Annotated in this window: 19 protein-coding genes and 1 tRNA gene; 10 read left to right on the forward strand and 10 right to left on the reverse strand. The window is 60.6% G+C overall.

Going from position 1 to position 23,034, the window contains the following annotated elements:
- Positions 1 to 59 precede the first annotated feature (59 nt).
- The 5 genes from meaB (at position 60) to MOP44_RS07685 (ending at position 7,400) form a co-directional block, all read left to right on the forward strand.
- The gene (gene meaB / locus MOP44_RS07665) at positions 60 to 1,070 is read left to right on the forward strand and encodes a methylmalonyl Co-A mutase-associated GTPase MeaB (RefSeq protein WP_260795415.1); all 1,011 of its coding nucleotides are present in this window, start codon (positions 60 to 62) and stop codon (positions 1,068 to 1,070) included.
- Positions 1,071 to 1,124: 54 nt separating this feature from the next.
- Positions 1,125 to 3,386, forward strand: coding sequence for a Tex family protein (locus MOP44_RS07670; protein WP_260795416.1), 2,262 nt, complete (start codon positions 1,125 to 1,127; stop codon positions 3,384 to 3,386).
- 178 nt (positions 3,387 to 3,564) lie between these two features.
- On the forward strand, positions 3,565 to 5,307 hold the full coding sequence (locus tag MOP44_RS07675; RefSeq protein ID WP_260795417.1) for a GMC family oxidoreductase: 1,743 nt from the start codon (positions 3,565 to 3,567) through the stop codon (positions 5,305 to 5,307).
- A complete protein-coding gene (locus MOP44_RS07680) occupies positions 5,307 to 5,897 on the forward strand; it encodes a gluconate 2-dehydrogenase subunit 3 family protein (protein ID WP_260795418.1) in 591 nt (196 codons plus the stop codon). Before MOP44_RS07675 ends, MOP44_RS07680 begins: the two co-directional genes overlap by 1 nt.
- 258 nt (positions 5,898 to 6,155) lie before the next feature.
- Positions 6,156 to 7,400, forward strand: a complete 1,245-nt coding sequence (locus MOP44_RS07685; protein ID WP_260795419.1) for an alkaline phosphatase family protein — start codon at positions 6,156 to 6,158, stop codon at positions 7,398 to 7,400.
- Between the two features lie 422 nt (positions 7,401 to 7,822).
- Here the strand turns inward: MOP44_RS07685 and MOP44_RS07690 are convergent, their stop codons facing one another.
- Together MOP44_RS07690 and MOP44_RS07695 are read right to left on the reverse strand one after the other, a co-directional pair.
- Positions 7,823 to 8,083 carry a hypothetical protein gene (locus tag MOP44_RS07690; RefSeq protein WP_260795420.1) on the reverse strand — a complete coding sequence of 87 codons (261 nt, stop codon included), beginning with the start codon at positions 8,081 to 8,083 and terminating at the stop codon, positions 7,823 to 7,825.
- Between the two features lie 202 nt (positions 8,084 to 8,285).
- Complete coding sequence (locus MOP44_RS07695) at positions 8,286 to 8,753, reverse strand: TspO/MBR family protein (RefSeq protein WP_260795421.1); 468 nt, start codon at positions 8,751 to 8,753, stop codon at positions 8,286 to 8,288.
- A 122-nt stretch (positions 8,754 to 8,875) separates the two neighbouring features.
- On the opposite strand from MOP44_RS07695, the gene thrS reads away from it, so the two are divergent.
- Entirely contained in the window at positions 8,876 to 10,930 is a 2,055-nt protein-coding gene (gene thrS / locus MOP44_RS07700; protein ID WP_260795422.1) for a threonine--tRNA ligase, read from the forward strand.
- A gap of 75 nt (positions 10,931 to 11,005) precedes the next feature.
- Here the strand turns inward: thrS and ggt are convergent, their stop codons facing one another.
- Entirely contained in the window at positions 11,006 to 12,772 is a 1,767-nt protein-coding gene (ggt, locus tag MOP44_RS07705) for a gamma-glutamyltransferase (protein WP_260795423.1), read from the reverse strand.
- A gap of 84 nt (positions 12,773 to 12,856) precedes the next feature.
- On the opposite strand from ggt, the gene MOP44_RS07710 reads away from it, so the two are divergent.
- Entirely contained in the window at positions 12,857 to 13,315 is a 459-nt protein-coding gene (locus tag MOP44_RS07710) for a cupin domain-containing protein (protein WP_260795424.1), read from the forward strand.
- Positions 13,316 to 13,583: 268 nt separating this feature from the next.
- Here MOP44_RS07710 and MOP44_RS07715 read toward each other — a convergent pair whose 3' ends face one another.
- From MOP44_RS07715 to MOP44_RS07725, 3 genes are read right to left on the reverse strand one after another with little or no spacing between them, the layout of a single operon-like run.
- Positions 13,584 to 14,669: a Nif3-like dinuclear metal center hexameric protein gene (locus tag MOP44_RS07715; protein ID WP_260795425.1), complete on the reverse strand. Its 1,086-nt coding sequence runs from the start codon at positions 14,667 to 14,669 to the stop codon at positions 13,584 to 13,586.
- A gap of 53 nt (positions 14,670 to 14,722) precedes the next feature.
- Positions 14,723 to 15,145 (reverse strand): VOC family protein, encoded by a 423-nt coding sequence (locus MOP44_RS07720; RefSeq protein WP_260795426.1) that lies wholly within the window; start codon positions 15,143 to 15,145, stop codon positions 14,723 to 14,725.
- 50 nt (positions 15,146 to 15,195) lie between these two features.
- On the reverse strand, positions 15,196 to 16,668 hold the full coding sequence (locus MOP44_RS07725; RefSeq protein WP_260795427.1) for a sodium:solute symporter family protein: 1,473 nt from the start codon (positions 16,666 to 16,668) through the stop codon (positions 15,196 to 15,198).
- A gap of 121 nt (positions 16,669 to 16,789) precedes the next feature.
- Between MOP44_RS07725 and MOP44_RS07730 the strand changes: the two genes are divergently transcribed.
- Positions 16,790 to 16,866: transfer RNA gene (locus tag MOP44_RS07730), tRNA-Met, on the forward strand.
- A gap of 76 nt (positions 16,867 to 16,942) precedes the next feature.
- Here the strand turns inward: MOP44_RS07730 and MOP44_RS07735 are convergent.
- Both MOP44_RS07735 and MOP44_RS07740 read right to left on the reverse strand, forming a co-directional pair.
- Positions 16,943 to 17,275 carry a site-specific integrase gene (locus MOP44_RS07735; RefSeq protein ID WP_260795428.1) on the reverse strand — a complete coding sequence of 111 codons (333 nt, stop codon included), beginning with the start codon at positions 17,273 to 17,275 and terminating at the stop codon, positions 16,943 to 16,945.
- Between the two features lies 1 nt (position 17,276).
- Positions 17,277 to 17,507 (reverse strand): hypothetical protein, encoded by a 231-nt coding sequence (locus MOP44_RS07740; RefSeq protein WP_260795429.1) that lies wholly within the window; start codon positions 17,505 to 17,507, stop codon positions 17,277 to 17,279.
- A 41-nt stretch (positions 17,508 to 17,548) separates the two neighbouring features.
- Here MOP44_RS07740 and MOP44_RS07745 point away from each other — a divergent pair, with 41 nt between their 5' ends.
- Complete coding sequence (locus tag MOP44_RS07745; RefSeq protein ID WP_260795430.1) at positions 17,549 to 17,788, forward strand: hypothetical protein; 240 nt, start codon at positions 17,549 to 17,551, stop codon at positions 17,786 to 17,788.
- Between the two features lie 141 nt (positions 17,789 to 17,929).
- Here the strand turns inward: MOP44_RS07745 and MOP44_RS28045 are convergent, their stop codons facing one another.
- Positions 17,930 to 18,121 (reverse strand): LbetaH domain-containing protein, encoded by a 192-nt coding sequence (locus tag MOP44_RS28045; protein WP_390905476.1) that lies wholly within the window; start codon positions 18,119 to 18,121, stop codon positions 17,930 to 17,932.
- Between the two features lie 147 nt (positions 18,122 to 18,268).
- A complete protein-coding gene (locus tag MOP44_RS07755) occupies positions 18,269 to 21,325 on the reverse strand; it encodes a cellulase family glycosylhydrolase (RefSeq protein ID WP_260795431.1) in 3,057 nt (1,018 codons plus the stop codon).
- 330 nt (positions 21,326 to 21,655) lie between these two features.
- Between MOP44_RS07755 and MOP44_RS07760 the strand changes: the two genes are divergently transcribed.
- On the forward strand, positions 21,656 to 22,984 hold the full coding sequence (locus MOP44_RS07760; RefSeq protein ID WP_260795432.1) for a DegT/DnrJ/EryC1/StrS family aminotransferase: 1,329 nt from the start codon (positions 21,656 to 21,658) through the stop codon (positions 22,982 to 22,984).
- The last annotated feature ends 50 nt before the right edge of the window (positions 22,985 to 23,034 follow it).

The following is a 23,034-nucleotide window of genomic DNA, read 5'->3' on the forward strand; positions in this document are numbered from 1 at the left end:
TCGAGAGCGCATTGCGCGTGAGCGTGGGCAGCCCTTCGGTGGAGCCCCCTACGCGAGCGGTGAAGCGTCGATCTGTTCTCTCGCGCGATGAGTATATTGAAGGCATTCTAAGGTGCGATCGCCGCATCTTGTCGCGCGCGATTACGTTGATTGAGAGCTCACGCGCTGCGGATCGCGAACTTGCAGAAGAGATTGTTGAGGCGTGCCTGCCGCATGCCGAGCGTTCTATTCGGATCGGGATCACCGGTGTGCCGGGGGCGGGCAAGAGCACGCTGATCGAAGCGCTCGGGCAATATGTGATCGGCGAATATGGGCAGTCGGTGGCGGTGCTGGCTGTCGATCCCAGCAGCCAGGTGACCGGGGGTAGCATACTGGGCGACAAGACGCGCATGGTTTCGCTTGCGGCGTGCGAGCAGGCCTTTATCCGCCCGTCGCCTTCGCGCGGATCGTATGGCGGAGTTGCGCAGCACACGCGGGAGGCGATGCTGTTGTGCGAGGCGGCGGGCTACGGGAATGTTTTTGTTGAGACCGTTGGCGTGGGGCAATCAGAGACGGCCGTACACGACATGGTGGATTTTTTTCTGCTGGTAATGCTTTCCGGAGCGGGCGATGAACTGCAGGGCATGAAGCGCGGGGTGATGGAACTCGCCGACCTGATTGCGGTGAACAAGGCTGACGGAGAGAATGTCGCTTGCGCGGAACGCACGCGGGCCGATGCTGAAACTGCGCTGCACTTCTTCCCTGCTCCGCCTTCCGGTTGGACTCCACGTGCCGTTGCATGTTCGGCGATTACGGGGCGCGGCATTCCCGCGTTATGGAACGCTGTGCGTGAATTCGCCGATCTCGCGCAGGGCAACGGTAGTTTCCGGCAGAACAGGCGCGAGCAGCGGCGGCGGTGGCTGCGTGATGCGCTGGAGCACGGCCTCGGCCAGCTTTTCCGCTCGCATCCCATGGTTCGCCAGCAGGTTGCGGCGTTTGAAAGCGAGGTTCTGGAAGGCCGCACGACTCCGTTTTGTGCGGCGCGCTCGCTGCTCGAACTGTATGCAGGAGCTTCGCGCCAGGGCATGTGAATTCCTCGCGCTCTTTTCCTCAGTCCGTGCATTTAGGATAGCGAAGGACTGCTCATGACGGAATTGAAAACTCTCTCCCCTGAAATCCTGCTTCACATCGCGACAACCCTGAACATTCCGATGCGCGGCGTTACGTCCGTGATCGAGTTGCTGGACGACGGCGGTACGGTGCCGTTCATTGCCCGCTATCGCAAAGAGGCTACAGGAAATCTGGACGAAGTGCAGATTCGCGCGATCGAGGAGAAGCTCGCGTATTTCCGCGAGCTGGTTGATCGGCGGAAGACGATTCTGGATTCTATCGCGGAGCAGGGTAAGCTCACGGACGAACTGAAGGCCCGCATCGAGGCGACGCTCGATAAGGCGGAGCTTGAGGATCTCTATTTGCCCTACAAACCGAAGCGCCGCACCAAGGCTACGATCGCGCGCGAGAAAGGGCTGGAGCCGCTGGCGAAGTATTTGTGGGAACAGCAGGTGGGCAGCGATCCGCTGGAGGCGTTGGTTACGACGTTCGTGAATGCGGAGCTTGGTGTTGCCAATGTGGATGAGGCGCTCGAAGGTGCGCGCCACATTGTTGCTGAGTGGATCAGCGAAGATGCGACTCTGCGTAAGGCGCTGCGGCAGCTGATGTTCGATGAAGGTACAGTTGTCAGCCGCAAGACCATCGACGCGGTGGATGCGCAGGAAAAGTTCAAGATGTACTACGAGTACTCGGAACCGGTGAAGACGATTCCTTCGCACCGCATGCTTGCGATTCGGCGCGGCGAAAGCGAGAACGTGCTCTACTTCCTGATCGAGCTGGATGCGGAGCGTTCGCTCGGGGTGATGCGCCGGCATGTTCTGCGCGCGCCGGGTGACTGGACGGCGCAGCTCGAACTGGCTATTGAGGATGCGTGGAAGCGCCTGCTGAATTCGTCAATCCAGGGAGAGATTCGACTGGAATTGAAACGGCGCTCCGATACGGAAGCCATTCAGGTGTTCAAGGACAATCTGTATAACGTGCTGCTAGCGCCGCCGGCAGGGCCGCTCTCCGTGTTGGGGATTGATCCAGGATTGCGAACCGGCTGCAAGGTTGCGGTGGTGGACGAGACGGGCAAGATGCTGGCGCACGATGTGCTGTATCTGCATACCAGCAAGCGGGGCGATGCTGAAGCGACGCCGAAGCTAGAAGCGTTGCTGCGCAAGTACAACGTGCGCGCAATTGCGATCGGTAACGGAACTGCGTCGCGCGAGACGGACGCGTTTGTGCGCGGCTTTCTACGCGACAAGGGGATTGCCGAGATCTTCTCCGTTACGGTGAGCGAGGCCGGCGCTAGTGTTTACTCGGCATCGGATATCGCGCGGCAGGAGTTTCCGGATCTGGACCTGACGGTGCGTGGGGCGATCTCAATTGCGCGAAGGCTGCAGGACCCGCTTTCCGAGCTGGTCAAGGTTGATCCCAAGTCGATTGGCGTGGGCCAGTATCAGCATGACGTAGATCAGCGGCAGCTTGCCGATTCGCTTGCGGCCGTGGTGGAGAGCTGCGTGAATCGCGTGGGCGTGGATCTGAATACGTCGTCGTGGACGCTGTTGCGGCACGTGGCGGGTATTAGCGAGCGCGCGGCGCTCAATATTGTCGCGTTCCGCAATGAGAAGGGCAGCTTCCGTTCGCGACAGCAGGTGCTGGAAGTGCCGGGCATTGGGCCGAAGACGTTCGAGCAGGCGGCGGGGTTTCTGCGCATTCGCAATGGCGATAATCCGCTGGACTCGACGGCGGTGCATCCGGAGTCGTATGCGGTGGTGGAGCAGATTGCGTCCATGCTGAGCACGCCGGTTGCCGAGATCATCAAGAAGCCTGAGTTGCTGGAGAAGGTGGACCGCAACAAGCTTTCTGCGGGAGCGTTCACGGTCAACGACATTCTTGCCGAGCTGCGCAAGCCGGGGCGTGATCCTCGCGACAAGTTCGTGGCGCCTAGCTTCCATGAGGATGTGAAGGAGATCAGCGACGTCAAGGTGGGGATGACTCTGGAAGGCGTGGTCACAAACGTGACGAAGTTCGGCGCGTTCGTTGACATCGGGGTGCACCAGGACGGGCTGGTTCATATCAGTGAGCTTTCGAACAAGTTCATCAAGGATCCTTCTGAGGCAGTGAAGACCGGGCAGCTGGTGAAGGTGAAGGTGCTCAGCGTGGACGAAAAGGCGAAGCGCATTGCGCTTTCGATCAAGGCGCTGACCGCGGGCGCTCCTCGCGCTGCGGCTCCCAAGCCTGCGCCCAAGCCGGAGTTGCTGATGCAGGATAAGCTGAATCTTCTGTCCTCGAAGTGGAAGACGCGCACTTAGCATCGCACGAGACGCACATGATGGGACGGTATCTGCGTCGCAACTCGCGCATCGGCCATTCAAGCGTCTATAGTGTTGGCTGCCGGAAACAGCACTTCCCTCAGGCGCTTGTTCGATTGGCTCACCGCGAACTGCGTTGTGTTGTCTTCGGCTGGACACACAGGTTCCGGGAGGACGCATGCTGGAAGTTTCCCCGCGCAAGAAGGTATACGACGTCTGCATCATCGGCTCTGGCGCAGGAGGCGGAACGGCGGCGAAGATTCTCACGGAGGGTGGCCTCAGTGTTGTCATGCTCGAGGCGGGCCCGCGGCTAAATCCCGATACGGATTTCAAAGAGCACGTGTGGCCTTATCAGCTTGAGCACCGGGGGGTGGGTGTTGGCGGAAGCCTGCGCGGGCTTCTAAGCGAGTTCATGGCGCCGAACGGATACTGGGAGGTTCCAGGCGAGCCGTACACGACCGCCCCGGGCTCATCGTTTCGCTGGTTCCGCTCGCGGATCGAGGGCGGGCGCACGAATCACTGGGGGCGTATCGCTCTTCGGTTCGGGCCTGCGGATTTCCGGCCGCACTCGACAGATGGGATGGGTGATGACTGGCCCATCACGTACGAAGAGCTTGCTCCTTACTACGACAGGGTCGAGTCGTACATTGGGGTGTTCGGGTCGAAGGAGAATGTGCCGAACGCGCCGGACGGCGTGTTTATGCCGCCGCCCAAGCCACGCTGCACGGAAACGCTGGTCAAGAAGGCGTGCGACAAGCTGCACATCACGTGCATTCCATCGCGGCTCGCGATTCTGACGAAGCCGCTGAACGATCGCGATGCATGCCACTATTGCGCGCAGTGCGGGCGTGGATGCAGGACGGCTTCGAATTTCAGCTCGAGCCAGGTGATGATTCCGCCGGCCGCCGCAACGGGCAGGTTGACGATGATCGCCAACGCGATGGCGCGGGAGATCGTGCTTGGTTCGAGTGGCAAGGCAGAGGGCGTCTCATATGTCGACAAGACGACGAAACAGGAGCAGCGCGTGTATGCCCGTGCGATTGTGGTTGCGGCGAGTGCGTGCGAATCGGCGCGGCTGCTGCTCAACTCGCGGTCGTCGAGTTTTCCGAATGGGCTGGGGAATTCATCGGGTGTGGTGGGCCGGTATTTGACGGACTCCGTTGGAAGCGATCTCGTTGGGCACTTTCCGCAGCTTGAGAGCATGCCTGCGCACAATCACGACGGCGTAGGCGGCATGCACATGTACATGCCGTGGTGGCTCTTCGGACAGAAGAACGGGTTCCTGCGTGGGTATCACATCGAGTTTGGCGGCGGGCGCGATATGCCCGGTGTGGGTGGATTTCAAGGCACGTGTGAAGCGCACGAGGGCTACGGTGTGAGCTTGAAGCAGGCGTGCCGCAAGGACTACGGAACGTACATCGGATTCAACGGGCGCGGCGAGATGATCCCGAATGAGAAGTCGTTCTGCGAGATTGATCCGAGTGTGAAGGACCAGTGGGGGATCCCGGTTCTTCGCTTCAACTTTGCGTGGGGCGAGAACGAGATCAAGATGTCGGAGCACATGCAGAAGACCTTCGCGGAGATTATTGAAGCGGCGGGCGGGACGGTCGTTTCGTTTCGCAGGCATGCTCCGCCGCCAGCCAGCGCGGGCGAGAGTCACGAGTTGCGGCAACAACCGGCGGGCAGGATCTCAGAGGGTGGCGAGATCATTCATGAGCTTGGCACGGTGCGCATGGGGAATGATCCGAAAACATCGGCACTGAACCGGTGGTGCCAGGCTCATGACGTGAAGAACGTCTTCGTTGCGGATGCGGCGCCGTTTGTGTCGAACCCCGATAAGAATCCGACGCTTTCGATCATGGCGCTCTCGTGGCGGACGTCGGAGTATGTGCTGGAGCAGGCGAAGAAAGGAGAGCTGTGATGACGCTCGATCCTGTTTCGCGCCGCGCGGTTCTGAAGTCGCTGACGATGAGTGTTGCCGCCGGGTCGGTGCTGCGGGTGATTCCTGCACAGGCGGCGGAGCACGCTCACCACGCCATTGAGGCGGAGAAGGCCGCGGGAGCTTACACGCCGAAGTTTTTCGACGCCCAGGGATACAAGACGCTGCAGGCTTTGTCGGATGCGATCCTTCCGCCGGATGCCGATTCAGGTGGCGCGGTGGAGGGCGGCGCGCCGGAGTTCATCGATCTGCTTGCGAGCGAGAATACCGAATATCAGGCAGAGCTTGGAGGGTTTCTGCGGTGGCTCGATGCTACTTGCACGAGCCGCTACGGCAAGCCGTGGATCGACTGCACCAAGGGCCAGCAGACGGAGATCCTTGACCAGGTGGCTTACCGCAAGAACGCAGAGCAAGACCCCAGCCTGGAGAAGCCAATTGCCGGGTTCGCGTTCCTGCGGAACTTTGTGGCGGATGGGTTCTTCACCAGCAAGATCGGTATTCGATACCTCGGGTACAAGGGGAATACCTACCTGACGGAGTTTCCGGGATGCCCGCCGGTGCCGGGGGTTTAGAAGCAGGGAACAGGCAACAGGGATCAGGGAACAGAAGACAGGGACAAGGGGACGCTTCGACTTCGCTCAACGCAGGCTTCGACAAGGGACAAAGAGGCCGGTGGATATCGAGGCGAGGATTAACCGTGGAGTCATCGTTTCGAAACATGCGGGGGCTATCAACGTCTGCAGGCGGCTGATGAGCTGAGTTACAGTTCGCTCCAAGTGTGTAGTGACTCGACTGGCCGTACTTCCCTTTGGAGACAATCGATGTCCCCCATGAAGTTTGTTAGCCCAATGGCAGGGCTTGCCCTCGGCGTGTGTCTCGCAGCTGTGTCGGCCGGCGCCCAGGAAGGTCCGCGCGAGATCAAGCACGTGTTTGTGATAGCCATGGAGAACCACAACTGGACGCAGCCCAACGGCAATGTGGGCGCCACCAGTGGCATTCAACAGATCTACGGCAACCCCGCATGCCCCTTCATCAACAGCCTGGTGAACGGAACGGCGCAGACCAATATCGATGGTCAGCTGGTGAACATCAGCCAGCATGTGGCTTATGCGAACGCGTACCATAACGTGCTGGCGACGCCGAGCGGAAACAATCCGCACATTCATCCTTCGGAACCCAACTACCTGTGGGCCGAGGCAGGAACGAACTTCGGCGTAGCGAACGATAACGATCCCTATTCGCCCAAAGGGCCGACGGTGCAGACCACACACCAGCATCTGGCAACGCTGCTGGCGAAGGCGGGGCATAGCTGGCGGTCGTACCAAGAGGATATCGACCTGCAGACGAATGCGGGCGGGAACCTGGTGAATGTGCCGCTGCCGCGCAACCAGTGGACGGTGCCGCTGAGCAGCCACTCAGGGAGCTTCGACCCGACGAGCCCGCTGAACGAGTACAACGACACACTGCAGTACAACTATGCAGCGAAGCACAACCCGATGGTGTTCTTCACGGACACGAACGGCAATGGCAACCCGGTGAGCCCGGACGCGCAGCAGTATGCTCCGATGCAGCAGTTGGCGTTCGATCTCGCGCATGATCGCGTGGCCGATTACAACTGGATTACGCCGGACCAGTACAACGACCAGCACAGCGGCTTGAAGACTGGTTTTGCTGGACTGACGGGTGACGCAGCGACGCTCAAGGCAGGCGACAACGCGCTGGCGCGGCTGGTTCCGATGATCATGGCGTCGAAGGCGTATAAGGATGGCGGCGCGATCGTCCTTTGGTGGGACGAGTCGGAGAACGATGGTGACCCTGGCGATAACGGCGATGACTTCAACCACACTGTTCCGGAGATCGTGATTTCGAACCTGGCGCGCGCGAACGAGGGCGGGATGCCCTATGCGAGCACGGTGGATCTGACGCATTCCTCGGATCTGAAGACGTGGCAGGAGGTGTTCCATGTGGGTCCGCTGCTGGGTGATGCGGCGACGCCGGGGACGAACGATCTGTCAGACCTGTTTGCGCCGGGAGTGATACCGACGCATGTGGGTGGGGATCACGGCGATCACTAAAGGCAGGCAATAGGGGATTAGGCATTAGCGATTAGGAAAAGCGACCGCCCGGTTCTCTGATCGGGCGGTCGTTTTGGTTTAGGGAGAATATAAAAGCGGGTTCTTCGCCTTCGGCTCAGAATGACAAATTCAGAAATAGCAATGCCGGTGGCGATGACCTCAAAGGGTGTAGTCGCCGACCGGCATCGGGAAACAACGCAGTTTAATGTAATGGTCTCATCGTGCTCATGAAGCTACGGAGAGAACCAGAATCTTTTACCAGAGTCGGGTGGCGGCCCCTGTTGTTGTTCTCGTCTGGCTCAGTGGCCGACGGTGGGGTCCTGCCAATCTTTCAAAATGTGCGGGCTTTGGGTGATTGCCTTCCAGCTCGCTTGCTCTGCCGCGCCTCGCAGAGCAAATCAAATTCTGCTAACTAAGATGCGCTAAAGTGCCCAACTGGGTGCATTGCCGGAAATTGCAGCGCCAGAAAAAGCTGAAGGGCCATCCCAGTCCGGGAGCTTGAAGCCGCGCTGAGGATGGGCCTGGGGGCCGGAAGCCTTCTGGTGATGGCTGCGAAGGGCGCGGGCGATTTCGCGGAGCGCGATGGTGCGCTCGGCGCGGGAATGGCGCTCCCAGATCAGCGTGAAGCCCTGGCCGCAAACCGGGCAGCAGAGCTCTGGGGAATCGGCGGTGCTCTTGCACAAAACCTGCATTTGATTTCTTACCTTTCGTCGAGCCGACCTCCAGCTGCAACGTAGAAACACTAGCTCGCGTGCAAATGAGCTGACCATGCCCAGGACCGGGACGTGCGCGGACCATGTGGGGTATAGGGAAGTTCCACTGTTGTGCTAGACGAAAATCGTTTTAGTCCTGCAGGGGCACGTTTGGCAAGGAGGAAATTTCGGACTATTTATTGAGGCGCCAGATAGCACCGTTCAGAAGGCTTGCGAACGCCGTCCACGCGAGATAAGGGGTGAGGAGCCAGGCGGCAATGGAGTCGATGCGGGCGAACAGGATCGCGCTGACGGCGATGGTCAGCCAGAGGCAGATGACCTCGACAAGGGCCGCCCCCAGTGCGTGATGACGGAAGAAGATCCAGGACCAGAGGAGATTGAGGGCGAGCTGAATTGCGAAGACCGCGAGCGCGGCTGTGCGGTCTGTGGACGCGGGCGTATGGACGATGCGCCAGGCTGCGATGGCCATCAGGAGGTAAAGGAGCGTCCAGACCGGGCCGAAGATCCACGACGGCGGGTTGAAGGAGGGCTTGGTTAGGGTACTGTACCAGGCCGGGATCTCGGGCGCGGTCCAACGGGCGCCGAGGATGCCAATGCCCTGGCAGAGGAGGATCAGGAAGACGAGACTGGCTGCGCGCATAACGTAGGTAGATGCCGAATTGATCTTATGATTCTCGACGGCGGGTGCGGACGGCAACTATCCTAGAAGGTCAGCCTTGCGCAATTTGCATCGCGCTACCAAACAGACGGGATTCTTTCATCATGAGCAAGTCGAACATCGCTATACATCTGCCGGACGGTTCGGTCCGGGAAGTGCCTGCGGGCACGACGCCTCTCGACGTCGCCAACTCGATCTCGCCGCGGCTCGCTGGTGCGAGCGTGGTGGCACGGATCACTCCGCTGGTGGCTGTGACTGCTTCCGGTGAGACGAAGAAAGAGGAATCGGCTGCGGCGAACGCGCCGGCGGAGGCCGCGATGTACGCGGCTGAGGACAAGTCGGCTCCGCGCCTGGTCGACCTGGCGACTCCGCTGAACGAGGATGTAAAGCTGGAACTCGTGACGGAGAAGGATCCGGAGGCGCTGAAGGTGGTGCGCCACTCGGCCGCGCACGTGCTGGCGACGGCGGTGCTGGAGCTGTTTCCGGAGACGAAGCTGGGGCACGGGCCGGCCACGGACTCGGGATTCTTCTACGATTTTTATCGCGAGAAGCCGTTCACGCCGGATGACCTTGCGGCCATAGAGAAAAAGATGGCCGAAGTGGTAGCGCGCGACGAGAAGTTCCAGCGCGAGTATGAGCCGCGTGAAGAGGCCCTGGCCGAATTCGAGCGGGATGGCGACTTCATGAAGACGCACTTTGTGACGCGGTTCACCGAGCCGGGGTCGCAGGTGAGCTTCTACCGCAATGGGAAGTTTGTGGACTTCTGCCGCGGGCCGCACGTGCCGTCGACCGGGCGCGTGAAGGCGGTGAAGGTGACGAACCTGGCCGGCGCTTACTGGCTGGGGGATGAGAAGAATCCGCAGTTGCAAAGGATCTACGGGACGGCGTTCTTTTCCAAGAAAGAGATGGACGAGCACTTCGCGCGGCTGGAAGAGGCTGCAAAGCGCGACCATCGCCTGCTGGGTAAGCAGTTGGATCTGTTTTCGATCCAGGAAGTAGCGGGCGCGGGGCTGATCTTCTGGCATCCCAAGGGCGGCATCATCCGCAAGGTAATGGAAGACTGGATGCGCGACGAATGCCTTAAGCGGGGCTACCAGATGGTATTCACGCCGCACGTGATGCGCCGGCATTTGTGGGAGATCAGCGGGCACGAGGGGTTCTACTCGGCCAACATGTACACGCCGATGGAACTGGATGATGCCGAGTATCGGCTGAAGCCGATGAATTGCCCGGGTCACATTCTGATCTACAAGAATTCGCCGAAGAGTTATCGCGACCTGCCGCAGAGGTATGCGGAATTGGGTAACGTGTATCGCTACGAGCGCTCGGGCACGATGCACGGGCTGCTGCGCGTGCGCGGCTTTACGCAGGACGATGCGCACATCTTCTGCACGCCGCAGCAGATTGAAGACGAGATGGACGGCTGTATCGACTTTGCTGAAGCTGTACTGAAGACCTTTGGCTTCGCCGAATATCGAGTGGAGCTCTCCGCGCATGATCCCAGCAAGCCCGGCGAGTTCGTGGGCAAGCAGGAAGACTGGATCCATGCGGAAGAGGCGCTCGATAGGGTGCTTACTCGCCGCGGCCTCACGTATAAGAAGATCCCCGGCGAAGGCGCATTCTACGGGCCGAAGATCGACTTCAAGCTGGTGGATGTGCTGGGGCGGTTGTGGCAGCTATCGACGGTGCAGTTCGATTTCAATTTGCCGGCGCGATTCGAGCTCGAATATGTGGGCGAAGACGGCGAGCGGCATCAGCCGGTGATGGTGCACAGGGCGCTGTTCGGCAGCGTGGAGCGGTTCTTCGGCGTGCTGATTGAGCACTACGCCGGGGCGTTTCCGCTTTGGCTGGCGCCGGTGCAGATCGGCCTGGTGCCGATCAGCGAGCGGCATTCTGAGTACGCTGCGAAGGTTGAGGCAGAGCTCAAGGCTGCGGGATTCCGGGTTGAAACGGATCTGCGCAACGAGAAGATGAATGCGAAGATTCGGGACTTCGCGAATCAGAAGGTGCCGTACATCCTGGTCTTCGGCGACAAGGAGCAGGAGGCGAACGCAGTCAGCGTGAGAACCAGGGGCAAGGGCGACCAGGGATCGATGCCGCTGAGTGATTTCCTGCTGAAGGCGAGAGCGATTGCGGAGACGAAGTCGATGGAGTTGTAGGGGGCATCAGGAACAACCGCAGATTCTTCGCTTCGCTCAGAATGACAAATTGAAAAAGATGCACATGGCCGCCGGTTAGTAGCCGGCGGCCTTTCCGTAGTGGCTGCGGTGGTCCTGGCCGCCGAGGAGTTCGCCGGTAGAGGGATCGATTGCGATGCATTCGCCGTTGGACCAGTGGCCGTCCTTTACGTTGACGGAGTATCCCATTTTCTTCAGTGCATCTAGTGTGTCGCGACTGAAGCCGGGCTCGAGGTAGAGCTCATCGGGCAGGTACTGGTGATGGAAGCGCGGCGCGTCGACTGCCTGCTGAATGTTGAGTCCCCCCTGGGCTACTGACAGCAGAATGTTTCCGACGGTGGTGATGATGCGCGGGCCGCCGGGCGAGCCGAGCACATACCGCAGCTTGCCATTTTCGAGAACAATCGTCGGTGTCATGGCGCTGAGAGGGCGCTTGCCGGGAGCGATGGCGTTGGCAGGACCCTGGATGAGTCCGTACATGTTGGGCACGCCCTGCTTGGCGGCGAAGTCATCCATCTCATCGTTGAGCAGAATGCCGAGCGTTCCCGAGGTCACAGCCGAGCCGAAGCTGTTGTTGAGCGTGGTGGTGACGGCTACGGCGTTGCCCTCGCTGTCGACGACGGAGTAGTGCGTGGTGTCGTTCGATTCGCGGTAATGACCGGCGGTGGTGGGCGGCTGAGGCAGGAAGCCAGGAGGGCGCTTGAGATCGGCGCTGGGTGTGGCGTGGATGGGTGATATGCCGGCGCGCCATGCCGCGGCGTATTTCTGCCCGATGAGCTGGGCGGTGGGAATCGTGTTGAAATCAGGGTCACCGAGATACTGAGCGCGATCCATGAAGGCGCGGCGCCAGGCTTCCGTGATGAGGTGCAGAGTTTGGGGCGTGCGATCGCCGAGTTTGGTTAGGTCGTAGCCCTCGAGGATGTTGAGCGCGCTGAGCACGACAATTCCGCCGGAGCTGGGAGGCGGGGCGCTGATGACGGTGAAGTTGTGGAAGTCACCGATGATGGGACGGCGCTCGACCACGTTGTATTGCGCGAGATCCTGGAGCGTGAGTAGTGCGCCGCCCTTCTTGAGATCGGCGACCAGTTCCTGCGCCATCTTGCCGCGGTAGAAGTCGTCAGGATTGGCGGCGATGCGCTGGAGGGTGCGGGCGAGTTCGGGTTGGCGGAAGGTCTCGCCGGCCTTGTAGTAGTTGCCGTTGCGCTGGAAGATGCGGCGTGAGTCGGGAAATTTGGTCAAGTCATCGTCGCGGAGCTCGCCGGCTTCTTCGTCGGTGAGGACGAACCCGTCGGAGGCAAGGCGAATGGCGGGCGCGATGACTTTGGCGAGGCCCAGCTTGCCGTACTTCCGCTCGGCGTAGACCATGCCGGCGACGGAGCCGGGTGTGCCGATGGCGTGATAACCCAGGACGCTGGACTGGAGACTGGTCTCGGGCAGGACATCGCCGTGGGCGTCCTGGTACATGGTTTCAGTGGCGGCGAGGGGAGCTTTTTCTCGGTAGTCGATGAAGGTGGTGCGGCCGTCGTGGGTGCGAAGGAGGAGGAATCCGCCGCCGCCGAGATTGCCTGCTGCGGGGTGAACGACCGCGAGCGCGAAGCCGGTGGCCACGGCCGCGTCGACAGCATTGCCACCAGCCCGGAGGATTTCGAGTCCGGCGTCTGACGCGGCATGGTGTACGCTGACCACCATGCCGTGCTTCGCGCGAACGGGCTGCTCGCCGCGCCACGCGAGAACGTTAGCGGGCTGCTGTGCGAAGCTGTTGAGGGATGACAGGCAGGCAAGAAAGCCTGCTGCTGCGGGGAAAAGCGCACGACGAGAGATCATCCTCGACAGGATAAACAACGGCGGCCAATCGTTAATGGTTAGTGATCAGGTGGTCAGGTGGTTCGAGCGATCAGGAGGGATTGGATGTTGACGCGTAGAGATGCATTGGTGGCGGTGATTGCGGCGGCGGTAACGGCCGGCGGTTTTGCTGTGGCGCAGAGCGGGACCGCAAAGGGCTCGTGGGTGATCAACTGGGATGATGTGCCGGCGAAGACGACGGAGTCTGGCTCGGTGCGCTCGCTCTACAACGGGCCCACGGCGACGCTGAAGAACCTGGATGTGCATATCACTACGTTGAATCCGGGTGGCGCGCCGCACCCGCCGCATAAGCATCCCAACGAGGAGATGCTGATCATCAAGTCAGGCACTGTGGAGGCGCTGATCAACGGCGAGTGGAAGAAGGTGGGCCCCGGCGGTGTGATCTTCCTGGCGTCGGATATCTTTCATGGCGTGCGCAATGTGGGGAAGGAGCCGGCGGTATATCACGTGATCGGGTTCAAGACGGCGGATACGCCAGCGGGGCAGGCGGTGACGATGAAGTAGGCGGCTGCGCTACAGCAAGAACGCGCCGCTACAACGCCGAGAGGAAAATCGCAGGCATGCGTGAGGGCTGGCTGGACGAAGATTACCTCATCTTGTTCGAAGAAGCCGAGGCCGACTTACTCAACGAGGGCTACTCGATTTCCCAGTTGATGCCGGGATACAGGGTGCTCGGCTTGAAGAACTGGGATGACTTCATCATCCAGAACGAGAGCGGGATGGCATTCACAATCCCGACGGTACCGCTCGATCCAATGCACCTAAGCTCGTTTCAATTGCCAGACGCAACGAAGCTCTGTCTCGACGAACGGTTGAGGGGGAAGATCAGGTGGTGGGTCAAACCTCTTGTTGTTGGAGGTACTCCTTCAGATGAGAACGAGACTTGGGTGAGCCCTGAAGCGCACGCGCGACTCGTGCGCTTTTGGAACCAGGCGTATCGGTCGATTCGCAGATGATGCTGTTGCCTTGGGGCACGGCTATCGGTCTTGAACCGTGCGAAACGGTTCTCCTGCTGGAAGGAACGCGACGGGATCTTCGGGAAGAGCGTCTGAATCCAGTGTGCGCACTCTTCCATGCCGGCCTCCTCTGAGACTTCATGGCCGAGCAAGATGAGAGCTTTTGGACGACCTTCGGCAGCTGCGTCCTGCACGTAGGGTACGGTCTCCCATTCCTGAGCTTCGCCGGCGACCAGCAATTGCACATTCTCCAATTCAAGAGCCTTGATCTGCTTGGCTGATCCTGAGGCGCCGGGATAGAGCGCGACACCAGTGACGCGCAGATGCGGGTCGCCGACGATGCGGAGGACGCGTGCGCGTGTGCGTGCCTGAAGATCAGCGGCGACGGCCTTTACAGTGGTCGGTTTCAACGTGAACAGGTGCGGATTCGCCGCGTCCTGATAGCGCTGCCATGCGAATTGGGTCACCATTCCGGTGAGAACGCCATCCGGCTGGCGCAGGTGCCACGTGTCATGGAAACGCCAAACGACCAGGTGGTGGTCGCGAATGTAGGCGAGTTTCTGCTGAAGCACAGGATCGCCGGCGAGAGGGGTTCGATCGTCGAGATGGTTATAGAAGGTAGGCTCGTGCGTGATGATGAGGTTCTTGCGTTGGGCCACGGCCTGCTGCAGGACCGCGTAGGTGTCCATGAAGGTGGTGGCGATGCCGGTTACCACTGTGTTGGGGTCCCCAGCCTTCAGCGTGTCGACTGTGTTGGCAGGCACTGTGGCGCCCGTCGCAGCGATCACGCGCTGCATGATCTCCTCGGCCGTCAGGCGGCCGAGAGTCTGCGCGCTAGAGGCGATGCAAAGCACGAGAAGCGCTATGAAGGAAGCAGCATACGTCAGCATTCTGCGATACACGTTGGCTCCGGCGGGCTCCTGAACTCAGTAGAGGCGAAAGCGGCGGTGACTCATCACATGCTGTGTGTGGCCCACGGATCGTAGGTGCCTATCGACCAGGAGTGGCCTTCGGGATCCTTGATGGTGAACTCGTGGCTGCCATAGTCGGTGGCCTGGAAAGGACGGACGATCTGGGCTCCGGCGGACTGGGCGCGATGCCATACGGCCTCGGCGTCTTTGACGACGATGTAGCTGCTGCGGGTCTCGATGTTTCCAAGTTCGCCCGGCGATTTGAAGCCCCTGCCGTAATCGTCTTCTCTGTGAGAACCGACCATGATCATGCCGCCGTTCAGGGTCAGCTCGGCATGGCCCACAGTGTTGTCGGGTCCGGGATAGACCGCGTGGCGCGTGAATCCGAGCACGTTGCAAAGCCAGTCGATGGCGGCGTGGGCATCTTGATAACGCAGGGCGGGAATGACAGTGGAATGGGTTTCCATGTGGCCCCCCTTTACGCGAAACAGATTAGCTGATTTGCGCGGCCGCCGGTTCAGTCGGCGAACTGGGCTAGCTGGTCGGGTGCGGGGCGTGGGGTGAAGGCGCTGACGACGACCAGAGCAACAAGGGCTACTGCGAGTGCCGGGAAGATGGCGTCGCGCTGGGCAATGATGGGCGGCAGATTCTCCTTCACCCAGTGGAGATCCCAGGTAAGGGTCACCACGGTTCCGCCGGCGATGGCGGCGACTGCTCCCCATGCCGTGACGCGGCGTGAGTAGAAGGCGGCGAGAACCACGGGGGTGAGGGCGGCGGAGTAAATGGTGTAGGCCCAAAGCATTTTCTGGAGGATGGACTCGGCGTAGACGGCCTGGTAGAGCGCCCAGATGCCGAGGAGCACAACGGCGAGGCGCGAGACGATGAGCACGCGCTTGTGGGAGGCGTCTGGTGCGATGTAGCGAACGAAGACGTCATTGATCAGGTTGGTAGCGGGCGAGAAGAGATAGTTCGATGCCGTGGAGATAACCTTGGCAAAGACGGCGCCGAGCAGGAGAGCGCCCATGAATGCGGGCAGCCCGTGTCGCGCGGTGTAAGGAATGATCTCGCGGGGATGTGCGGCCACTTCTCCAGTGGGAAAGAGCGCGCGCCCGAAGACAGCAATTGCAACGATGAGGGTTTCCAGCAGAAGCGTTCCGATGATCCAGCCAATGACGGAGATGCGTGCGTCGCGCTCCGATTTGGCGGAGAAGAACTTCTGGTACATGACCTGGTTGCCGAGCATCAGCAGCATGGTTGGGACGAGGAATTCGAGCGCGCGGAGAAGCCCCATGCCTGCGCCCTGGTCGACGCCCTCGGGGCTGAGGCTGAAGTTGCCGAAGACGGTGAAGTAGGCGGGTGGCAGTGCTGCGTGGACGCCGGACCAACCGCCGGCTTCGTGCAGCAGCATGGGGGTGGCGATGATGCAGATGACGGTGACAAGCGACCCGATGGCCACGTCCATGTAGGCCACGGAAGACATCCCAGCGAGCGCGGTGGAGACGATGACGAAGGCGGCGATGATGAAGGTGCCGAGCTGACTCGAAACGGTATCAGGAAAGATCAGGTGCAGGACGTCGCCGCCGCCTTTGAACTGGTAGCTCGTGATGCCGACATAGGCGAAGAGAATGGCGAAGGTGCCTAGTACGCGAGCCGCCTGGTTGTACCGAGCCTCAAGAAGATCGGGCAGGGTGAACTGGGCGAATTTGCGGGCGCGCGGCGCGATGAAGTAGATGAGCACGAGGCCGAGCCATCCGCCGGCGGGCTGCCAGAGTGCGGCGAATCCGTTGCGATAGGCATTTTCGGCTCCGGCGAAGAGGGAGCCTGCGCCTATCCAGGAGGTGAGCAGGGTGAGCACCAGGACCAGGGCAGGCAGGGAGCGGCCGGCGACGAGGTAGTCAGCTTTGGTTTTGACGGTGGAGGTGCGGTAAATGGCGACACCCAGCAGAACCGCGACGATGATGGCCAGGACGATCACGTAAAGCTGGGACATGCGGCGGACACCTCGGCGAAATCAATGGGTTGCGAGCAGTGTATCGGATGAGCGCGTAGGCGTGCGGACGGGCCGGAGGGGCTTCGGTTGACCGGGCTGGGGGCGGGAGTTAGACTGTAAATGCGGGGTGGAGCAGCCCGGTAGCTCGTTGGGCTCATAACCCAAAGGTCGCAGGTTCAAATCCTGCCCCCGCAACCATCTAGGCCATAGGCCAACCGGATTTCAACCCAGTTTGAACCCAACGAGGGCGCCCCAGCGGGCGTCCTCTCCGGTTTTAGGACGCATACCGCACCGATCTCCTTTCCAGAATCGGCCGTATGGCTTGGCAGTTCGCCGTTCGCTGATTGTCCATCGGCACCTCGCCGTACTGCGTGGTGGTACGGATATCGGCGTGGCGCGCCAGCCCCTGTTGTACGTCCAGAGGAGTCTTGGCCCCCCGGAGAAGGGTGATGTATTTGTGGCGGAAGGTATGCCAGCCGATGCTGCCATAGCCTGCCGCAGTAGCTGCCTCACTCCTGGGCCCATGCACGTCGATGCGGGGGCGTTTGCGGTTGGAAGTGAAAACCCACTGCAGCGGACGCCTGGGGCCGCTCCACATTCCGGGCACGCTACCAGACACCACCCCGCCCGCCAGATCCAGTCCTGCTGGAGCGGCGAAGCGTGATGGCACTTCCCGGTGACATGGTCCTAAAAACCACGCCCGAGTTCCCTCGGTTGCCGAACCGCTTCCAGTCGAGCAGCACTGTCGCAAAGCTGGGGTCGAGTGGCAACTCGTCGTCCGAGTATTCGCTCTTCACCGGCCCGATGCGCCCATGCACCACGGCCTCTTCGACCTTCATGCCTTGGATGAATTAGACCGGATTGAGCGCGATCGAAGTGCGTGCGGTACCTTGCTCGTACGATCCCATTCGATCTCGACCTACTTCGTGAACGCTATGAGCAGGAACTTCGCCCTTATCTCGGAAACCCCAAGCGCGAGGATCTCACGCTGAAGCTCTGGACCGAAGCGATCGAGGAAGACCGATCGCAGGAACCGCAGTATCCCAGTGGAGCGGTCGTAAGGAGCTACTCCACCAATCGCGTGCGAGACTGGATGCTGGTCTCGCACGCGATCGGTTGACCGCCGCTGCTTCATGAGGGGGCTGGCCGTTTGAGGGATGCTCACGACGGTGCCGACGGATTCGGCAAAGGTCAAGATAGCCAGCTACCGGATAACAACGCCAGAAAAGAGGTAAAGGTCTGGCAGTTCGCCGTTCTTCCATTACCGATCCGGTTCAATTAAGCGAATTCCTCGGCAGGGATTTCCAACTGCCAGAACATCATTCGGAAGGCTGCGTGAGACTACAGTGCCGGCGCCGACTACCGTGCGTGATCCAATTGTCACGCGCGGCAAGATGATTGCTCCCGACCCGACCCAAACAATGACCCAATCGTGACGTACAGTATTCCGCATCGATCGCGGCGATTTCGCGGCATGAACAGCATGCCGACTCAGGCCAGCTACCTCGTACACGATTCGGATAACGTCGTGGGCGAATCATCATTATGTGACTCGGACAACGACAGGACGGAGGCGGGAAATAGGTGATACGCACTCTCCTCAGCGTTGTACGCCATAAGAGGCCACCACGGCACCGTCGCTCCGGCGGATTAAAACGAGTGCACCGTGCTGCGCCGGAAGCGTGTAATGCAGGCGCGCGTGGGTAATGCTGTCCTGGATATCGATGGGCTCGTCCTCAAACGATTCTGAGGAGAAGGAGTAGAGGACCGCGTCGCGCATCACGGTGGGAAATGCAAGCACGCCTGGAGAGAGCGGACGCAGTTGTGCGAAGGGCGCGGTCACTCCGCTCTTTTCCATGGCAAAGCGATAGAGGGCAGCTGGAGCATCGAAGCCATCGGAGAACTCGAGAGGCTCGGCAGCCCAGAGAATTTGGCCGTTTCCGTGGCGCACGATCTGGATGGAGGAACCATCGGCGAAGCGCATCAGGCTGACCGGTCCGGTCTGGACCTCGGAGGGAAATGAGACAGACACAGTGCGATCGTTTCCGGGCAGCGCGAGCACGGATTGACGAACGTCCAAGGGCGCAAGTTGAGCCGAGATGTGAAGGGGCGCCATGCGATCGACGGGCTGCCAATGTTCATCGCGATCCACTGGACCAGTGACAACCAAGGTTCCTCCGGCTTCGACGTAACCGAGCAGCTTCTGCCAGGCATCTTCGCCCAGAGCCTGCGCGCTGGGGAGGATTACCAGGCGCGGTTTGCCGAGTTCGCCTACCCGGTTCTCCGGCAAAATCCGCAATGGCTGATGGTTGTAATAAGCCATTGCCCGAACTGCTTTCTTTTGCATAGCAATGACCATGTCCCACATGCCCGTGTATTGCTGGGCCTGGGAGGTGACGAGGGTGACGCTCGGGGGCTCGATGGGGGAGAACAACTCCGGATGGCTTGAAGCAAATTGTGCCAACCCGGCGAGAACCTGGGCTTCGGGCTTCTCGGTTCCATCCGGGCGTATAGCGCCGATCGAAACTTCATCCCCGATTGCCATCATCGCATTCACGTTCCACACCCATTCGATTCCGCCTGCGCCCTGGGCGAAGGAGATGGCCAGCTTACGGGAGAGCTGCCATGATTCTTCCTCCGCCGAGAGCCGCAGATGCCCGTTCTGGGTTAGCCGGCGCTGCTCTCCCATCTCTTGGATCAGCATGGGTTGGCCCGGCATCTTGGCCGAGAGGCTTGCCCAGAGGACGCTATCGAAGTCCCACCACGTATGCGTCGCAGTGAAGCTGATATCCGGCGAGTAGAACGCTGGAGAGAGGCGCCCGGAGACACCGCCCTCGTCCTGTCCTACGGTGATGAGCTGGTTCGAGCCGGTACCGCGGATCGTCTCGGTTTGATGTCGTACCCAATCGCGGAAAAAGGATTGGGTGAACAGGAAATAGTCGTACACCTTAAGCGGATTGTGGCCGGCGCGGACGGCGTCTGGCCCGAAAGCCGCTGGCTCGGGCAGAGCGAAAGGATCGGCGGAGCCGTTTTTAGCCGATGCATTCAGAGAATCAGACCCCGGAGCCGCCGCGCCGGGACCTGTATCAGCCCAGGCGGGTAGGAGGGCCTGCTGATCCGGATATTGCTGAAGTAGCCAGGCACGCCAGGCGGCTGCCTCGTCGGGGCTCGGCGACGTCTGCCAGAAGTTGCGATTGGGGCTGGGTTCATTGATCAGGTCCCAGGCCAGGAAGGGCACCTCGTGAAAACGGCTGGCGAGGGATGAAACGTAGCGGTCCTGCTCGGCCCCTTGCGCCAGATACGGGTGGCCCTTGCGCGTGAGGTCAGGAGCAAATGCAAACAGATTGAACTGCACCGGCAGCCCGTACTTGCGGGCCGTCATGAGAAAGGCCTCGATGGAACGAAGGGTATGCTCGCTGGCGGATTTGTCGGGATTCAGCAGCAGATCCCAACTGGTCCAGATTCCGGTGCGGAGCATGTTGAGGCCGGCGGCGCGGATGGAACCCATATCCTTGTCCCATGCCGAGGGATTGGGCTCGTAAAGAAACCAGCGATGAACGTCGCTGGCCATGTAGGTGGTGCCGACAACGGGCAGTGGTTTTCCATCGAGCTGGAAATAGTCTGAATCGACGGTAAGGCGCGGGCCGGAGTTGAGCCAGGCGAGATCGCGAAGCCAGAATCCGGTTCGGTAGGTCCACAGCGGTTGGCCGCGGCGCAGCAGCGTGGCTTGAACGGTGTGAAGGCCACGGCCTTTAGATGCGGATTGGGGTAGAGTGATGATCTTGCCCGGCACGGCGGGAAACGAGAATTCTCGCGGGGTCTGATCGTCAGCAGACACTCGGAGCTTCAGCTGGTCCCCTGATTCGGGATGGCCGTCCCTGGCAAGCTTGAGCTCAAACTCAAGGGACTCTCCGGGGACAAAGACCGCGAAGCGCGGGCGGAACGTGAACCGGTCATTCTGACGCAGCGCGAGTTTTTGCAGGTTGGCCATGAGGCGGTCGCCCTCGATGCTTGCGGGATCGGCATCGCAGGCCAAGAAGATCCAGCGGCCACCCACGAATCGCTGCGCAACGCGATCGATCATGACTACCGGCGCGGCGAACCGATGCCCATCGCGCGTGCCCCATGCAAGCGTGGTGAGAAACGCATCCTGCGTTCCGTTTGACCCCTCGTCCACGGGTTGGCGACGACTGACGGACAGCCGAAGGACGGGGCTGAAGGCGCGCTTCCACGCGAACGGCGAAATGTCGACGCTCACATCAGGATTCTGTTCGAAAGCGAGCGATGTTGAGCCGGGTGTTTCCTGGTAATCGTCGATGAACAGCTCATGAGAGGCTGCCACGCTGGGGGGGCGCAGTTCCCATCGGCGGCCGTTTCGGTAAGCTGGGCGCGTAAAGGGCTTTCCTCCGAGGACGACAAGGTTGCCGCCGCGCTCCAGGAAGTGCAGGATTGCGGGCCAGTCCTGTTCGGGATAGGCGGATCCGTAGGGCATGATGAGGAGCCGCGTGGCCGGTTGGGCCAGCACCTCCGGCAGACGATCGGCGTCGGCGCTGCGTACTCCTTCGAGTTGGGCCCTCAAGGCCTCGGTGGAAAATGCGCCCGTGTCGGCGGCAGGAAAGCCGCTCTCGGTGAAAAAGATAGTGCTCGGTTGAGCCATGACCGACGGAGTCCAGCCAACCAGGCAGGAAAGTAGGAGAACTACACCGACACGAAATGACATAGCCCAGCCTCGAATCTCTTCAGCGCCCAGCAGGTGTCGAAGGTAGGTGACGAACTCTTCTACTGTACCCCCAGATGTAGGTGGTTGGATGGCACCGAAGCAGAATTGCTTCAAGATAGAATTAATACGCTTAAAAATGGGTCAGTATTTTCATTGCAGACCATTGACATCGAAATAATGATCTGCAACAGTCTCCTATGTCGAATGACGTGTGCCAGTGCCGCCGTGTGTTCAGACCTGGGAACGGACAGCAGGAGGATTTTAACGATGACTTCGAAAGCAGGATCAAATGCGCCGGAGAGCAGATCAGGCATTCTCGCGATTCATGGCGGCACCCCGGTCCGCAGCACGCCGCTCCCGCTGGAATTCCCCGGAGTCCACCACATGGACGATGAGGAGATCGATGCTGCCGTCCGCGTGTTGCGCAGCCGGTCGCCTTTCCGGTACTACGGGATTGACCTGCAGCGAGAAGTTGAGTCGTTCGAAGCGGAGTTCGCACAGTATCTCGGAATTGATCACTGCCTGGCGGTCAATAGCGGGACGGGAGCACTGCATCTTGCGTTATCGGCTCTGGGAGTGGGCCCCGGACAGGAAGTGATTGTGCCCGCCTACATGTGGGTGTCGGTGGTTGCGGCCGTCGTGAACCTCGGCGCCATCCCGGTGCTGGCGGACATTGACGAGACCTTTGGGGTAGATCCGGAATCGGTGGCCGCGAAGATCGGTCCACGGACCGCCGGTGTGATCGTTGTCCACATGAGCGGCACTCCGGTCAATGTGCAGGAAGTCGCGAAGATTGCGCGCGAGCGCGGTATCTTCCTGCTGGAAGACTGCGCGCAGTGTGCGGGCGGCAGCATCGGCGGCCAGAAGGTCGGGACCTTCGGCGACATGGCCATCTTCAGTTTCCAGATGAACAAGAACATGACCAGCGGGGAAGGCGGAGCCGTGGTAACCCGGCATGAGCATTTGTTCCATCGCGCCGTGGCATGCCACGACACCGGGTATGCGCGGGATGCTGCCGGACGAGCCATGTTCGAGCGGCGCGATCTCTGCCTCTGGGGCCGTGGATACCGGCTGGATGAGATGCGGGCGGCGATATTGCGCGTGCAGTTGCGCAAACTGCCGCGGATTATCGAGCAGATGCACGGAAGCAAGTACCGCATCCGCAAGGCTCTCGAACAACTGCCCGAGATCAGGCTGCGGCGCATCGTGGACGAGGCGGGCGACACGGGATGTTTCCTGCTGACCACCTTCGCGACAGCGGAGATGGCCCGCGAACTCAATCAGGCCCTGCGCGCCGAGGGCATCATTACGTCGTCGCAAGGAGTGAACAACGTCGTAATGACCGAATGGGGCCTGCACATCTACTACAACATCCCCAGCCTTGTTCTAAAGACGAGCATCGACAAGAACAACTTCCCGTGGGGCCTTTCAGAAAACCGGGAATGCCGGGCCGAATACGGAAAAGGAACCTGCCCGCAGGCGGACAGCCTGTTCGAGAGAACCATTCTCATTGCGATTCCCTCCTGTCTTTCACCGCAGGATGAAGACGATATTGTCGGAGCATTCAGGAAGGTTCTTGCGGCGGTACCGGCCTGAGTTGCTTAGTGCCCGTTCCCGCGAATTCGCAGTGAATGGGAGTGCAGACC

This window comes from Occallatibacter riparius (assembly GCF_025264625.1).
In the GTDB taxonomy this organism is placed as follows: domain Bacteria; phylum Acidobacteriota; class Terriglobia; order Terriglobales; family Acidobacteriaceae; genus Telmatobacter; species Telmatobacter riparius.

What these genes read in the sequence shown, in the direction of transcription:
- MOP44_RS07670 (WP_260795416.1), top strand. Translation starts at nt 1,125, where the DNA reads ATGACGGAATTGAAAACTCTCTCCCCTGAAATCCTGCTTCACATCGCG.
- MOP44_RS07675 (WP_260795417.1), top strand. Translation starts at nt 3,565, where the DNA reads ATGCTGGAAGTTTCCCCGCGCAAGAAGGTATACGACGTCTGCATCATC.
- MOP44_RS07680 (WP_260795418.1), top strand. Translation starts at nt 5,307, where the DNA reads ATGACGCTCGATCCTGTTTCGCGCCGCGCGGTTCTGAAGTCGCTGACG.
- MOP44_RS07685 (WP_260795419.1), top strand. Translation starts at nt 6,156, where the DNA reads ATGAAGTTTGTTAGCCCAATGGCAGGGCTTGCCCTCGGCGTGTGTCTC.
- MOP44_RS07695 (WP_260795421.1), bottom strand. Translation starts at nt 8,753, where the DNA reads ATGCGCGCAGCCAGTCTCGTCTTCCTGATCCTCCTCTGCCAGGGCATT.
- thrS (WP_260795422.1), top strand. Translation starts at nt 8,876, where the DNA reads ATGAGCAAGTCGAACATCGCTATACATCTGCCGGACGGTTCGGTCCGG.
- ggt (WP_260795423.1), bottom strand. Translation starts at nt 12,772, where the DNA reads ATGATCTCTCGTCGTGCGCTTTTCCCCGCAGCAGCAGGCTTTCTTGCC.
- MOP44_RS07710 (WP_260795424.1), top strand. Translation starts at nt 12,857, where the DNA reads ATGTTGACGCGTAGAGATGCATTGGTGGCGGTGATTGCGGCGGCGGTA.
- MOP44_RS07720 (WP_260795426.1), bottom strand. Translation starts at nt 15,145, where the DNA reads ATGGAAACCCATTCCACTGTCATTCCCGCCCTGCGTTATCAAGATGCC.
- MOP44_RS07725 (WP_260795427.1), bottom strand. Translation starts at nt 16,668, where the DNA reads ATGTCCCAGCTTTACGTGATCGTCCTGGCCATCATCGTCGCGGTTCTG.
- MOP44_RS07740 (WP_260795429.1), bottom strand. Translation starts at nt 17,507, where the DNA reads ATGAAGGTCGAAGAGGCCGTGGTGCATGGGCGCATCGGGCCGGTGAAG.
- MOP44_RS28045 (WP_390905476.1), bottom strand. Translation starts at nt 18,121, where the DNA reads ATGCGGAATACTGTACGTCACGATTGGGTCATTGTTTGGGTCGGGTCG.
- MOP44_RS07755 (WP_260795431.1), bottom strand. Translation starts at nt 21,325, where the DNA reads ATGGCTCAACCGAGCACTATCTTTTTCACCGAGAGCGGCTTTCCTGCC.
- MOP44_RS07760 (WP_260795432.1), top strand. Translation starts at nt 21,656, where the DNA reads ATGACTTCGAAAGCAGGATCAAATGCGCCGGAGAGCAGATCAGGCATT.